The organism is Bradyrhizobium sp. Bra64, from assembly GCF_024519875.1.
In the GTDB taxonomy this organism is placed as follows: Bacteria; Pseudomonadota; Alphaproteobacteria; order Rhizobiales; family Xanthobacteraceae; genus Bradyrhizobium; species Bradyrhizobium japonicum_G.
Map to the genome: position 1 here is coordinate 147,496 of NZ_JALJRD010000014.1, position 14,434 is coordinate 161,929.

The following is a 14,434-nucleotide window of genomic DNA, read 5'->3' on the forward strand; positions in this document are numbered from 1 at the left end:
TCCCGCCGTGACACCGCCCGAATTTAGGCTAAGGTGATCTCCGTCCGCAGCGGCCAAAGAGCCGCGCGAGGAGGATCCCCATGGAAGATAACGGTCGCGAATCCGACCATCTGATGCTGATCACGCCGGAGCGGGTGTTCTATGCCGGCCTGCTCGGCCGCCCCCGCAAGCGGACGCCCGGCTGCTGTCACGTCTACGTGGCGGTCAAAGGCAGCCTGCATCTGACGATCGACGACGCCCTCGCCACCGGCGAGCTGTTCGTCACCCTGCCGAACCAGCGGCATTCCATCGCCAGCGACTACCGCACCGCAATCAGCGTGACGCTCGAGCCCGAGAGCTTGCCGGATGGCGTGATCGAGGCTCTGGCTGAGCGGCTGACCGGACCGGACAAGGCCGTCTATGCCCGCAAGATCCTCGCCGCTTATACGTTGCTGCGCCAGCGCCGCTATAACGACATCACCACCGCCGAATTCGACGAGATGTGTTTTGGCGAGGCGCTGCCGCGCCGCGTGCTCGACCCGCGCGTGATGCGCGCAGTGGCCCGCATCGGCCGCTTCTCCGGAGAGCCGGTGACCGCGGATACTTGTGCGGCCGAAGCGGGGCTCTCGGCGTCGCGCTTCCTGCATCTGTTCAAGGAAGAGACCGGCATCTCATTCCGGTCCTTCCGCGCCTGGAAGCGCGCGCGGCACCTGCTGCATTTCGCCAACCAGGACCTCAACCTCGCCCATCTCGCGCAGGACATCGGTTATCCCGACTCGACCCATTTCAGCCACTCGATCCGCCGCTTCTACGGATTGAAGCCGCGCGCGATCTTCGTCGGCTCGCGCGACCTCGCGATCTATCGCAGCAGCGAGACGGTACGGCTGGCGGAGGCGAGCTAGCGTCGCTCTTGCAGGGCGGGCAAAGCGAAAGCGTGCCCACCGCCTGCGCAAGGTCTGGAGAGATGGTGGGCACGGCGCAGGAGCGCCATTGCCCGCCCTGCAGCATCTCGCTTTCCAGCTTCTCCGCGCAAGAAGCCGCATGCCGCGCATCACATGATCGCAAGCGTTGAATTCTCAACGTGCGAGATATCTAGGGCATGAGCGACAAGGCCGTCATCACCTGCGCGCTGAACGGCGTGCTCACCGATCCGAAGCAGCACAACGTGCCGGTCACGCCTGAAGAAATGGCGCGCGAGGCCAAGGCTGCGTTCGATGCGGGCGCGTCCATCATGCACATCCATCTGCGTCAGCAGGCGCCGAACAAGGGACATCTGCCCTCCTGGGAGGTCAGCGTCAGCAAGGAAATCCAGCAGGCGATCCGCGAAGCATGTCCCGGCGTCCTCATCAATCACACATCCGGGGTATCAGGGCCGAACTACAGCGGCGCGCTCGACTGCATCCGTGAGACCAGGCCCGAGATTGCGGCCTGCAACGCCGGTTCGCTGAATTATCTGAAAGTGAAGGCCGACAACAGCTGGGCCTGGCCGCCGATGATGTTCGACAACGCGGTCGAGAAAGTGAAGGACTATCTCGACGTCATGAACGCGGTCGGCACCATCCCCGAGTTCGAATGTTTCGACGTCGGCATCGTGCGTTGTGTCGGCATGTACACCCAGGTCGGCATGTACAAGGGTCCGCTCGAATATAATTTCGTCATGGGCGTCGCCTCCGGCATGCCGTCGGATCCGGAGCTGCTGCCGATCCTGCTCAAGCTGAAGCGCCCCGAAGCGCATTGGCAGGTCACCGCCATTGGCCGCGAAGAGATCTGGCCGCTGCATCAGCGCTGCGCCGAGCTCGGCGGCCATCTGCGCACCGGCCTCGAGGACGCCTTTTATCTCGCCGACGGCAAGAAGGTGACGTCGAACGGCCAGTTGATCGAGGCCATCGCCGCCTGCGCCCGGCGCGCAGGCCGTGAGATCGCGAGTCCGGCGGAAGCGCGGAAGATATTTGGGACGAATCGGTAAGGTATCGCCTCATCCGTCATTGCGAGCGAAGCGAAGCAATCCAGAATCTTTCCGTTGAGGCAGTCTGGATTGCTTCGTCGCTTCGCTCCTCGCAATGACGAGCAGGATCAAGTCATGTCCATTCTCGAAAACACCGTTTCCCCTGGCAGTGCCGGCTACCGCGCCAACCGCGACGGCATGCTCGGACTGATCGACCGCATGCGCGCGCTGGAAGAGCGTACGCGCGCAGCCTCGGCCGCGGCAAAGGAGCGCTTCCACAAGCGCGGGCAGCTGCTGCCGCGCGAACGCGTCGCGCTGGTGCTCGATCCTGGCGCGCCGTTCATCGAGCTGTCGACGCTGGCCGGCTACATGTTCGATGTGCCGGATGCCGACAAGAGCGTGCCGGGCGGCGGCGTCATCGCCGGCATCGGCTTCGTCTCGGGAGTCCGCTGCATGGTCAGCGCCAATGATTCCGGCATCGATGCCGGCGCACTGCAACCCTATGGCCTCGATAAGACGCTGCGTGTGCAGGAGCTCGCGCTAGAGAACAAGCTGCCCTACGTGCAACTGGTCGAAAGCGCCGGCGCCAACCTTTTGCGCTACCGCGTCGAGGATTTCGTCCGCGGCGGCAACATCTTCCGCAATCTGGCGCGGCTTTCGGCGGCGGGGCTGCCGGTCGTTACCGTCACGCACGGCTCGTCCACTGCCGGTGGCGCCTATCAAACGGGCCTGTCCGACTACATCGTCATGGTGCGCGGCCGCACCCGCGCCTTCCTCGCGGGGCCGCCGCTGCTGAAGGCCGCGACCGGCGAGATCGCCACGGAAGAAGAACTTGGCGGCGCCGAGATGCACACGCAGGTCTCCGGCCTCGGCGACTATCTCGCCGAGGACGACCGCGATGCCCTGCGTATCGCGCGCGAGATCATGGCGGCTCTGGAGTGGGAGCGGCCGGGCCGGGCGGAAGCTGATCACAAGCCGCCGCGCTACGACCAGGACGAGCTGCTCGGTATCATGCCGATGGACCACAAGCGCCCCGTGGACATGAAGCAGGTGATCGCACGCATCGTCGACGATTCCGATTTCACCGAGATGGCGCCGAATTACGGTCCGGCCACCGTCTGTGGCCATGCACGCATCGAAGGGCAGGCGATCGGCATCATCACCAACAACGGCCCGCTCGATCCGGCCGGCGCCAACAAGGCAACGCATTTCATCCAGGCCTGCTGCCAGACCCGCACGCCGCTGCTGTATCTGAACAACACCACCGGCTACATGGTCGGCAAGGCCTATGAAGAAGCCGGCATGATCAAGCACGGCTCGAAGATGATCCAGGCGGTGACGTCGGCGACGGTACCGCAAATCACGATCTATTGCGGCGCCTCGTTCGGCGCCGGCAATTACGGCATGTGCGGCCGCGGTTTCCACCCGCGCTTTTGCTTCTCCTGGCCGAACGCCAAGACTGCCGTGATGGGCGGCGAGCAGGCCGCCGAGACCATGGCGATCGTGACGGAAGCCGCCGCAGCCCGCCGCGGCAAGCCGATCGAAAAGGACAAGCTCGACGCCATGAAGGCGCAGATCATCGGCGTGTTCGACGGCCAGATGGACGTGTTCTCGACCAGCGCGCGCGTGCTCGACGACGGCGTGATCGATCCGCGCGACACCCGCGCGGTCCTGTCTGAGGTACTTGCGATCTGCCGCGAGGGCGACGCACGGACACCTCAGCGCATGCAGTTCTCGGTGGCCCGCCCATGAGGAACGGATCAGTGCAGCACCGGCCGTACGTCAGGGTTCTGATTGCCAATCGCGGCGAGATCGCGCTGCGGGTGATGCGCAGCGCGCGCCGGCTCGGCCTTGGCGTCATCGCGGTCTATTCGGATGCGGATAGCGATGCCCTCCATGTGCGGCAGGCCGATCAGGCCGTGCGCATCGGCGAAGCGCTGCCGGCGCGGTCCTATCTCAACATTCCCGCGATCATTGCCGCGGCGAAAGCCAGCGGCGCGGATGCCGTGCATCCCGGCTACGGCTTCCTCGCCGAGAACGAGGATTTTGCGCAGGCCTGCAAGGACGCTGGCCTCGTCTTCATCGGCCCGTCGCCACAGGCGATCGAGGCGATGGGCAACAAGGCCGGCGCCAAGGAGATCATGAAGAAGGCCGGCGTGCCCTGCGTGCCTGGCTACCAGGGAGCCGACCAGGGCGACGATGTCATGCTTGCGGAAGCCAGGAAGATTGGCTTCCCCGTGATGATCAAGGCTGTCGCCGGCGGTGGCGGACGCGGCATGCGGCTCGTGACCGATGTAGCTTCGTTTCCGGATGCGCTGCGCAGTGCACGGTCGGAGGCCAAGGCCGCCTTTGGCGATCCGACCGTGATCCTCGAACGCGCCATCCAGAATCCGCGCCACATCGAGATCCAGGTCTTCGGCGACAGCCACGGCAACGCCATCCATCTCGGCGAGCGCGACTGCTCGGTACAGCGGCGGCACCAGAAGCTGATCGAGGAGGCGCCGTCGCCGGCGGTGACGCCGGAGTTGCGCGCCAGAATGGGTGAGGTCGCGGTCGCCGCCGTGAAGGCGCTGCGCTATGAGGGCGCCGGCACGCTGGAATTCCTGCTCGATACGAACGGCGAGTTCTACTTCATGGAGATGAACACGCGGCTCCAGGTCGAGCATCCCGTGACCGAGGCGATCACCGGGCTCGATCTCGTCGAGCTCCAGCTGCGCGTGGCGCGCGGCGAGACATTGCCGGTGAAACAGCAGGACATTCGCTTCGAAGGCCATGCCATCGAGGTGCGGCTCTGCTCGGAAGATGCCGCACAGGATTTCATGCCGCAGTCCGGCCGCATGGCGCTCTGGCAGGTCCCGGAGGGCATCCGCGTCGAGCATGCGCTGCAATCGGGCTCGGAGATCCCGCCGTTCTACGATTCCATGATCGCCAAGGTGATCAGCCACGGCGCCACGCGCGAGGAGGCGAGGGGACGGCTGATCGTCGGGCTGGAGCAACTGACAGCATTCGGCGTCACCACCAACCAGGCGTTCCTGATGGCCTGCCTGCGTCATCCCGGCTTTGCCAGGGGCGAGGCGACGACGGCCTTCATCGGCGCGCACCGCGACGAGTTGCCGGCGCCGCGCGCCGACGCCGCATTCGAAACGGCGTTGGCGGGCTTGCTGCTCTACGTGACAAATCCGCGCGCGCCGTCGTGGCACAGCGGACGGAGCCTTGCGGCTACGTTCCCTCTGCCCGCGAAAATCGAAATTGCGGATCACGCGTGTGAGCTCGAGGTCACCCGCGAGCGCGATGGCGGCTACACCGTTGCCGTCGACGGACGGCAAGACAGGTTCGAGATCGACCAGCTCGATGCCGACGCGATCCGCTTTCGCCATGATGGCGTGATGGACAGCGCAAGATTCCTGCGCGGCGGGAACCAGCTCTACCTTCAACACCGCGGCATTCCGCTTGCGGTCACCGATCTCACCCTCGCCGCGCCGAAGGCTGCCGCGAGCAATGGCGGCGACGGAAAAGTCCGCGCCGCCATGAACGGCCGCGTCGTCGCGGTCCTGGTGAAGCCCGGCGAGCGCGTCACTGCCGGCCAACCGGTGCTGACGCTCGAAGCGATGAAGATGGAGCACGTCCACAAGGCCGGTATCGACGGAGTCATTGCCGCGATCGACGTCGCGGAGGGCGAGCAGGTGACGACGGGAAGGATCGTGGCCGAGATCGGGGCGGGGTAGGCCGGCACGACGCTATCGTAGGGTAGGCAAAGGCGCATAGGGCCGTGCCCACCAGTGCCGCGATTGCCATGGAATGGTGGGCACGCTTCGCTTTGCCCGTCCTACGGGATCGAGTTCGGTCGCCCCGTCCCCTCATTGAGCAAACACGCCACCTGATGACGATCACCGGTATCCACCAGCGCCGGCCGCTCCGTCCTGCATCGCTCCATCGCAAACCGGCAGCGGGTGTGGAACGCGCAGCCGGAGGGTGGATTGACCGGGCTCGGCACGTCGCCGTCGACCAGCGGCACGAGCTTCTTCGCGAGCGGGTTCGCAACCGGCACCGAGGCGAGCAGGGCCTGCGTGTAGGGATGGCGCGGACTGCGGAACAGCTCGTCCTTGTCGGCGATCTCGACGATGCGTCCGAGATACATCACGGCGACGCGGTGGCTGATATGGGCGACCACGGCAAGGTCGTGCGCGATGAAGAGATAGGAGAAGCCGTGCTGGCGTTGCAGGTCGATCAAGAGGTTGATCACCTGGGCCTGGATCGAGACGTCGAGTGCGGAGACCGGCTCGTCGCAGACGATCAGACGCGGCCCGAGCGCCAGCGCGCGCGCGATGCAGATGCGCTGGCGCTGGCCGCCGGAGAATTGATGCGGGAAATTGCGCATCTGGTCGGGCCGAAGGCCAACCTGCTCGAACAGCTTTGCTGTGCGTGCCTCCAGCGCCTTGCCGGTCGCGAGCCCGTGCACGGCGAGCGGCTCGCCGACGATGTCGCCTGCGGTCATGCGCGGATTGAGCGAGGCGAACGGGTCCTGGAACACGATCTGCATGGAGCGCCGGTGCGGGCGCAGCGCCGTCTTTGAGAGATGGGTGATGTCCGCACCATCGAGGCGGATCTGGCCCGAGGTCGGCTCCACCAGCCGCAGCACGCTGCGTGCCACCGTCGATTTGCCGCAACCGGATTCGCCGACCAGGCCCAGCGTCTCGCCGACTCCAACTGAAAACGAGACGCCGTCGACGGCATGCACGGTGCCGACCTGCCGGCGCAACACGCCCGCGCGCACCGGATAGTGCTTCGTGAGATCGGTGACCTCGAGCAGCGCCACGGTCATGCCACCTCCGCCACGTCGGCCGCGCGCCAGCATGCGGCGAGATGGCCGCCGCCCCAATCCGTGAGCGGCGGATATTCGGCCTCGCAGCGCTTGATCGCGAGCTTGCAGCGCGGCGCGAAAGCGCAGCCTTTCGGCAGCCCGACCAGCGACGGCACAGTGCCGGGAATTTCGTTCAGCCGTTCCTGCGCGGCGACACCCGACGCCGGCACGGCCGGGATCGAGGCCATCAGCCCGCGCGTGTAGGGATGCATCGGCGCGGCGAACAGCGCCTCGACGCTGGCTTCCTCGACTTTCCTGCCCGCGTACATCACGATCACGCGCTGCGCCGTCTGCGCGACGACGCCGAGGTCATGCGTGATGAGCACGAGCCCGGTGCCGAGCTCCTTCTGGAGGTCGAGGATCAGCGCCAGGATCTGCGCCTGGATGGTGACGTCGAGCGCGGTGGTCGGCTCGTCCGCGAGCAGCAGCGCCGGCCGGCAGGCCAGCGCCATCGCGATCATCGCGCGCTGGCGCATGCCGCCGGAGAGCTGGTGCGGATATTCCCGTGCGCGCCGCGCCGGTTCGGGGATGCGCACCAGGCGCAGCATCTCGACCGCGACGTCGCGGGCCTCTTTCGACGACATGTTCCGATGCAGCCGCACGGCCTCGACGATCTGGTCGCCGATCCGCATCACCGGATTGAGCGAGGTCATCGGCTCCTGGAAGATCATGGAGATGCGGTTGCCCCTGACAGCGCGCATCGCTGCCTCGTCCAGTGCCAGCAGATCGGTGCCTTCGAGCGTGATCGAGCCGCCGACGATGCGGCCGGGCGGGTCGGGTACCAGCCGCATCAGCGAGAGGGCAGTGACGCTCTTGCCGCAGCCGGATTCGCCGACGATGGCCAGCGTCTCGCCGCGCCTCACGGTGAACGAGACGTCGTCGACCGCCCTGAACAGGCCGGAATTGGTGAAGAACACCGTCTTCAGATTCTTCACCTCGAGCACGAGATCGGATTTTTCCGCCATCAGCCGCGCTGCCGGGGATCGAGGATGTCGCGCAGGGCGTCGCCGAACAGGTTGGCGCCGAACACGGCGAGGCTGATCGCGATGCCCGGGAAGATCACCAGCCACGGCGCGGTGCGGACATATTCGGCCGCGGATTCCGACAGCATGCGGCCCCAGGACGGATAAGGCTCTGGAATGCCGAGGCCCAGGAACGAGAGCGAGGCCTCGGTCAGGATGGTCGAGCCGAGTTGCGCGGTCGCAAGCACGATCAGCGGCGCCAGCGTGTTCGGCAGCACGTGGCGCAGTGCGATGCGCACTTCGCTCATGCCAATCGACTTGGCGGCCTCGACGAATGGCAGTTCGCGCAGCGCCAGCGTGTTGGCGCGGACGACGCGCGACACGGTCGGGATCAGCGGAATGGCGATGGCGATGATGACATTCGGGAGCGACGGGCCGAGCGCCGCCGTCATGATCAGGGCCAGAACCAGCAGCGGCAGCGCCTGGAGAACGTCGGAGATGCGCTGGAACACCAGATCGACCCAGCCGGAGAGATAGCCCGAGGTCAATCCGACGATGACGCCGATCGCGCCGCCGAGCGCGGTCGAGCCGATCCCGACCGCAAGGGAGATCCGCGAGCCGTGGATTATGCGGCTGAAGACGTCGCGGCCGAAGGAATCGGTGCCCATCCAGTGCGTCAGGCTCGGGCGCGCCAGCGCGCCGGCGGCGTCGATCGTCAGGGGATCATAGCGCGCGATGAAATCGGCGAAGATCGCCGTGACCACGAACAGTGTCATGATGACGAGGCCGGCCGCGCCCAGCACGTGCCGTTGCGCCAGAAACAGCACACGCCGCCAGCCGCCGGCAGCATGCGCGCCGGCGCGTCTCAGTTCGAGATCATAGTCGATCGTAGCCAAGCAGCTCTCCTAATCCGTGTACCTGATCCGTGGATCGAACACGGCGTACAGCATGTCGACGATGAAATTGGCGCTCACCACCACGACCGCGATCAGCATCACGAGGTTCTGCACGATCGGATAGTCGCGCCAGCGGATCGCCTCGACCAGGAAGCGGGCGACGCCGGGGATGTTGAACACGGTCTCCGTCACAATGAGGCCGCCGATCAGGAACGCGGCCTCGATGCCGATCACGGTGATGACGGGCAGGATCGCGTTCTTCAGCGCATGCTGATAATTCACGGTGGCATCGGAGGCGCCCTTGGCGCGCGCGGTGCGGATATAGTCCTGCCTCAGCACCTCCAGCATCGAGGATCGGGTGATGCGCATGGTCAGCGCGGCGCTGCGGAAGCCGACGGCGGCGGCGGGCACGGCGTAGCTGGCGAACGCCTCGAGCCAGGTCTGTGGATTTGGATTGAAGATCGGCATCCGATTGAACATCGCCACCGACGCGGTGAGGATGAGCAATCCAAGCCAGAACGAAGGCAGCGACAATCCGCTCAGGCTGACGACGCGGAGCGCGTAATCGAGCCGCGTGCCCTGCTTCACCGCGCTGATGACGCCGAGCGGAATGCCGATCGACGCCGAGAACAGCAGCGCCAGCCCGGCAAGCCGCGCGGTGATCGGAATCCGCGGCAAGATCTCCTGGAGCGCCGGCTTCTCGGAGACGTAGGAGTAACCAAAGTCACCACGCAGAAAACCGCTGATCCAGTGCCAGTATTGCAAGATCAGCGGCTGGTCGATGCCGAGCTCCTTTTCCAGATTGGCCTTGTCGGCGGGATCGACATAGCCGGCCGCGGCAAACAGGATGTCGACGATGTTGCCGGGCACGATGCGCAGCAGGAAGAAGATGACGACCGAGATCCCGAACAGGGTCACGAGCATCAGAAGCAGGCGCCGCACCAGATAGGCAAACATCCTTCGCCCTCCGCGAGCCGCTGGTCTTCAGCCTGGCGCGCTACTTGTCGAGCCACACGTCCTCGTAGCGAAAGCCGTTATAGGAGCTGTTCGACATGATCGTGACGCCCTTGACATAGGGCTGCCAGCAGGTACCGGCCCGGGCATGGAAGATGATCGGACGGGCGACGTCCTCCTGCAGCTTTTTGTCGATATCCCAGACCAGCGGCTTGCGCTTGCCGATGTCGGTCTCCTGCGACTGCGCGTCGAACAGCTTCTCGATCTCCTTGTTGCAGTAATTGGTGTAGTTCCGTTCTGAGCCGCAGGAATAGTTTTCGTAGAAGGATTGGTCGGGGTCGTCGACGGAATTGCCGGTCAGATTGAGGCCGAGCATGTAATCCTTGCGCGCGACTTTCGGGAACCAGTTCGCGGTCTCGACGACGTCGAGCTCGCCGTCGATATAGATGCTCTTGAGCTGATCGATCAGGATCACCGCGGGGTCGCGATATTCGGCGATATTGCGCGTCGAGATTTTTACCGCGAGGTGCTTGTCCGGGCCGTAGCCCGCCTTCTGCATCAGCTTCTTCGCTTCCTCCCGGCTCGCGTTCACGTCAGGGCCATAGCCCGGAATGGTCGCCAGCTTGTCCTTGGGCATGCCCCAGATGCCCTGAGGTGGCGGCAGCATGGTGCCGCCGATATCGGCCTGGCCTTCGAACAGGATATCGACGAAGGCCTTCCGGTCGAGTGCCATCGCCATCGCTCGGCGGATATCGATGTTGTCGAACGGTGGGGAGGTCGAATTGACGATGATGTTGGTCGAGACATTGGTCGGCTCGACGACGCAAACCGCGTTCGGCGCCTGCGACTTGATGTCCTTCAAGAGCGGAATCGTGATGTGCGTCGGGAAGGTCATGTCGAACTTGCCGGCGACGAAGGCGAGAATCGCGGTCGAGCGGTTCGTGATGATCGTGTACTCGATGCCGTCGAGATATGGCAGGCCCTTCTTCCAGTAGTCAGGATTTCGCGTCAGCTTGATCGATTCGTTGGCCTTGAACTCGACGAATTTGAACGGCCCGGTTCCGATCGGATGGGTGCGCATGTCCGCCGGCGAGACGTGACAGGGATAGACCGGCGTATAGCCGGACGCGAGCATCGCCAGCAGCGAAGGTTGCGGCCGCTTCAGATCGAAGGAGACCTCGAAATCGCCGTTGGGCGTGACGTCGTTGACTTCGCTGTACCAGGCCTTGCGTGGATTCTGCCGCAACTTCTGCTGCGATTTGCCCATCAGGAGATCGAAAGTGCACTTGACGTCGGCCGATGTGAACGGCTTTCCGTCATGCCATTTGACGCCCTGACGCAGCTTGAACGTCAGTTTCTTGTTGTCGCTGCTCCAGGACCAGCTCTCGGCCAGATCAGGCCTCAGGGTATCAGGGCTGTTCTGCGCGATGTGCTGGTCATAAATGACGAGATTATTGAAGACCCCCATGAACGGCACGTTGACCGAATAGGTCGCACCTTCGAGGATGGAGGCGTTGGCCGGACTGTCGCGATGATACATCCGCAGGACACCGCCCTGCTTGGGCTCGCCGGCGAGCGTAGTGGTTGAGGCCGTCAGCACAGATAGCGCCGCCATCGCGGCGAGCGCCCATACGCTCCGCATGCTCATCCTCCCTGGACATCGGCCTTTTGCGGCCTGTTTGTCGCGACGATAGCGACGCGGGCCCTGCGAAGCAACCCGCAAGGGCGGCAGCGCTCTCGACAATTCGGATGACGCGAGGCCGCAGGAGGTTCACACATTTCATAATGTGGGAGTGCAGGTGCGAACGGATGGTTCCTGTGCCGAGCCGCCGCGACAAGCTTCGCTGTCGTCCCGGGTCCGCGCCGACGTTGGTTCTGGATGACAGTGAAGTTTGTGGTTGTGCCTGTCACACGATCCTTGACGTCTTGTTCCCCCAATACCGGTCCCGCAGCAGGCGCTTGTAAAGCTTCCCCGTCGGCAGCCGCGGCAATTCCTTCTCGAAATCCACCGAGCGCGGCACCTTCTGCCGCGACAATGACGCGCCGCAGAAGGCGATCAGCTCCTCGGCGAGCGCCTCGCCCGGCACCACGCCCGGCATCGGCTGCACCACGGCCTTCACCTCTTCGCCGAGATCGGGATTGGGGACGCCGAACACCGCGGCGTCCGCGACCTTCGGATGGGTGATGAGCAAATTCTCGCATTCCTGCGGATAGATGTTCACCCCGCCCGAGATGATCATGAAGGTCGCACGGTCGGTGAGGTAGAGGTAGCGATCCGCGTCGACATAGCCGACGTCGCCGACCGTGCTCATGCTGCCGTCGGCCGAGCGCGCCTCTTTCGTCTTCTCCGGATCGTTGAAATATTCGAACGGCGATCCAGTCTTGAACCACACTTGCCCCGGCGTGCCGGTCGGGCACGCCTGCATGTTCTCGTCGAGGATATGGAGGTCGCCGAGCAGCACCTTGCCGACGGTGCCGCGATGGGCGAGCCATTCCTCGCTGTTGCAGGCGGTGAAGCCGAGGCCCTCGGTCGCGCCGTAATATTCGTGGATGATCGGGCCCCACCATTTGATGATGTCGTCCTTGACCAGCGCCGGGCAGGGCGCGGCGGCGTGGATCGCGATCTCCAGCGAGGACAAATCGTAGCGCTTTCGTACCTCCTCAGGCAGCTTCAGCATGCGCGAGAACATCGTCGGCACCAGCTGGGTATGGGTGATGCCCCACTGCTGCACGAGCTGCAGGTAGCGCTCGGGATCGAAATTCTCCATGATGATCACGGTCCCGCCCATGCGGATCGTGAGGTTGACCGCCGCCTGCGGCGCCGAGTGATAGAGCGGCGCCGGCGACAGATAGACCATGCCCTCGCGGTAGTGCCAAAGCTTTGTCAGGAAATCGAACAGCGGCAGATTGTGCTTCGGCGGCTCCTCCGGCAGCGGCCGCAGGATGCCCTTGGGCCGTCCAGTCGTGCCCGACGAGTAGAGCATCGCGGTGCCGAGCCATTCATCCGCAATCGGCGTCTTCGGCATGTCGGCGGTCACCTCGGCAAGTCCGACGATGCGGTCGCTCTCCCCGGGGCCGTCGGCGACGATGCAGAGCTTGATGTCGGGGCAGGCCTTGATCGCCTCGCGCGCGATGTCGAGTTTCGCCGCAGATGTGATCAGGATCTTCGACTGGCTGTTGACGAGGAGATAAGCGAGCTCGCCCGGCGTCAGGAACGAGTTGATGCAGGTGTAGTACAGCCCGGAGCGCTCGCCCGCGCCGCAGGCTTCGAGGTAGCGCGAATTGTTCTCCATGAAGATCGAGTAATGGTCGAGCCGCTTCAGGCCGTGCTTGCGGAACAGATGCGCCAGGCGATTGCTGCGCGCGTCGAGCTCGCGATAGGTGACCGCCTCGCCTGTTCCAGCCATGATGAAGGCAGGCTGGAGAGGGCGTAGGCGGGCATGCTGACCTGGGTACATCGATCCTCCGGCTTTGAATCATGCGGCGAGAACCAGGATTTCGCGCAACTGCGCCGGGCTGTCGATCTTGCGCGGATTGCGCGGCACCCAGGGCGTGCGCATCGCCTGTTCGGCGATGGCGTCGAAATGCTCGGGCGAGACGCGCACGTCGGCGAGGCTGCGCGGCATGCCGAGCGAACGGATGAAGGCATCGAGCACGTCGGCGGCGTTGTGGCCGGGAAAGCCCATCGCGGCCGCGACGATCATCTGGCGCTCGGCATTCGCGCTCGCGTTCCATCGCATCACGGCCGGCAGCATGATGCAGGAGGTGTGGCCGTGCGGCACGTCGAAGGCCGCGCCCAGAACGTAGCCGATGCCATGGCTCGCCCCCATCGGCACGCCGGCTGCGAGCGCGCCCATCGACAGCCAGGTGCCGATCTGGGCGTCCATCCGCGCGTCGAGATCGGAAGGGTCGGCCTTCACCCGCGGCAGCGAGTCGGCCAGCATCGCGAGCCCCTTGACCGATTGCGCGTCGGCATAGGGATGGGTTTCGTGCGAGCAGATCGCCTCGACGCAATGATCGATGGCGCGGATGCCGGTCGAGAGGAACAGCCATTCCGGCGTGTGCACGGTGATGGCGGGATCGAGGATGGTCGCCCGCGGCACCGTCAGCGGGTGCCGCAGCATCTGCTTCACATGCGTGCTGCGGTCGGTGACGCCCGCGATCGAGCTGAATTCGCCGCCGGCGATCGTGGTCGGCACGCTGATCTGGCGCACGACCGGCGCGGTCATCTCGGGCGCGACGCCCTTGTGCACTCGGATACGATCTATGCCCTCGATGTCGTCGATGCCGTTGGCGAGGCAGAGCTGCACCGCCTTGGCGCCGTCGGTGATCGAGCCGCCGCCCACCGTGACGATCAGATCGGCGCCCGCCTCGCGCGCCGCATTGGTGGCCGCGATCACCGCTTCGCGCGGCGTGTGCGCCGGCATCGCGTCGAACAGGCCGGCGCAGCGCGCGCCCAGCGCATCTCTGATCTTCGTGATCTCGTCGGTCTGCCGGTTCAGCGTGCCGGAGACCATGAGGAACGCACGGCGCGTCCCCAGCCGGTCCATCTGCGCGACGATGGCCGCGGCCGCCGGGTGACCGAACACGACCTCCTCGATCGCGCCGTAAACGACACGTCCCTGGTGCACGCCTGTCCTCCCGGACAATTCGTCTTGCTTTTGTGAGGATAATCTAGCCGAGCCGGGCGCGCCCGTCATGTGCGAAGACGCTGGGGCAACTCTTGCCCTACCCCTCCAGGGCAGGGCTATCGCATATGACAGCGGGAGGTTTCCGAAAGACCTCGGCCTGCATGGTTCGAGACGCCCGCTTTGGCGGGCTCCTCACCATGAGGGTC

The 14,434-nt window shown here is 65.1% G+C and carries 11 protein-coding genes; 4 read left to right on the top strand and 7 right to left on the bottom strand.

Features of this window, described 5'->3' with window-relative positions; translation table 11 throughout:
* Nucleotides 1–80: 80 nt before the first annotated feature.
* The 4 genes from NR187_RS29635 (at nucleotide 81) to NR187_RS29650 (ending at nucleotide 5,649) form a co-directional block, all read left to right on the top strand.
* Nucleotides 81–881 (top strand): AraC family transcriptional regulator, encoded by an 801-nt coding sequence (locus NR187_RS29635; protein WP_211384055.1) that lies wholly within the window; start codon nucleotides 81–83, stop codon nucleotides 879–881.
* Between the two features lie 197 nt (nucleotides 882–1,078).
* Nucleotides 1,079–1,945, top strand: a complete 867-nt coding sequence (locus NR187_RS29640) for a 3-keto-5-aminohexanoate cleavage protein (protein WP_256808637.1) — start codon at nucleotides 1,079–1,081, stop codon at nucleotides 1,943–1,945.
* Between the two features lie 114 nt (nucleotides 1,946–2,059).
* Nucleotides 2,060–3,676 (top strand): acyl-CoA carboxylase subunit beta, encoded by a 1,617-nt coding sequence (locus NR187_RS29645; protein ID WP_211384057.1) that lies wholly within the window; start codon nucleotides 2,060–2,062, stop codon nucleotides 3,674–3,676.
* Nucleotides 3,673–5,649 carry an acetyl-CoA carboxylase biotin carboxylase subunit gene (locus NR187_RS29650; protein ID WP_256808639.1) on the top strand — a complete coding sequence of 659 codons (1,977 nt, stop codon included), beginning with the start codon at nucleotides 3,673–3,675 and terminating at the stop codon, nucleotides 5,647–5,649. The genes NR187_RS29645 and NR187_RS29650 overlap by 4 nt, the downstream gene beginning before the upstream one ends.
* A gap of 101 nt (nucleotides 5,650–5,750) precedes the next feature.
* On the opposite strand, the gene NR187_RS29655 is transcribed toward NR187_RS29650, so the two are convergent.
* From NR187_RS29655 to NR187_RS29685, 7 genes are all read right to left on the bottom strand, one after another.
* Nucleotides 5,751–6,746 (bottom strand): ABC transporter ATP-binding protein, encoded by a 996-nt coding sequence (locus tag NR187_RS29655; RefSeq protein ID WP_256808640.1) that lies wholly within the window; start codon nucleotides 6,744–6,746, stop codon nucleotides 5,751–5,753.
* On the bottom strand, nucleotides 6,743–7,750 hold the full coding sequence (locus tag NR187_RS29660) for an ABC transporter ATP-binding protein (protein ID WP_211384060.1): 1,008 nt from the start codon (nucleotides 7,748–7,750) through the stop codon (nucleotides 6,743–6,745). The genes NR187_RS29655 and NR187_RS29660 overlap by 4 nt, the downstream gene beginning before the upstream one ends.
* Nucleotides 7,750–8,643 carry an ABC transporter permease gene (locus NR187_RS29665; protein WP_211384061.1) on the bottom strand — a complete coding sequence of 298 codons (894 nt, stop codon included), beginning with the start codon at nucleotides 8,641–8,643 and terminating at the stop codon, nucleotides 7,750–7,752. Before NR187_RS29665 ends, NR187_RS29660 begins: the two co-directional genes overlap by 1 nt.
* A 9-nt stretch (nucleotides 8,644–8,652) precedes the next feature.
* Nucleotides 8,653–9,600 carry an ABC transporter permease gene (locus NR187_RS29670; RefSeq protein ID WP_256808641.1) on the bottom strand — a complete coding sequence of 316 codons (948 nt, stop codon included), beginning with the start codon at nucleotides 9,598–9,600 and terminating at the stop codon, nucleotides 8,653–8,655.
* A gap of 40 nt (nucleotides 9,601–9,640) precedes the next feature.
* Nucleotides 9,641–11,239 carry an ABC transporter substrate-binding protein gene (locus NR187_RS29675; RefSeq protein WP_211384063.1) on the bottom strand — a complete coding sequence of 533 codons (1,599 nt, stop codon included), beginning with the start codon at nucleotides 11,237–11,239 and terminating at the stop codon, nucleotides 9,641–9,643.
* 265 nt (nucleotides 11,240–11,504) lie between these two features.
* Nucleotides 11,505–13,055, bottom strand: a complete 1,551-nt coding sequence (locus tag NR187_RS29680) for an AMP-binding protein (protein ID WP_256808644.1) — start codon at nucleotides 13,053–13,055, stop codon at nucleotides 11,505–11,507.
* An 18-nt stretch (nucleotides 13,056–13,073) separates the two neighbouring features.
* Nucleotides 13,074–14,228, bottom strand: a complete 1,155-nt coding sequence (locus tag NR187_RS29685) for an iron-containing alcohol dehydrogenase (RefSeq protein ID WP_256808646.1) — start codon at nucleotides 14,226–14,228, stop codon at nucleotides 13,074–13,076.
* Nucleotides 14,229–14,434: the final 206 nt, after the last annotated feature.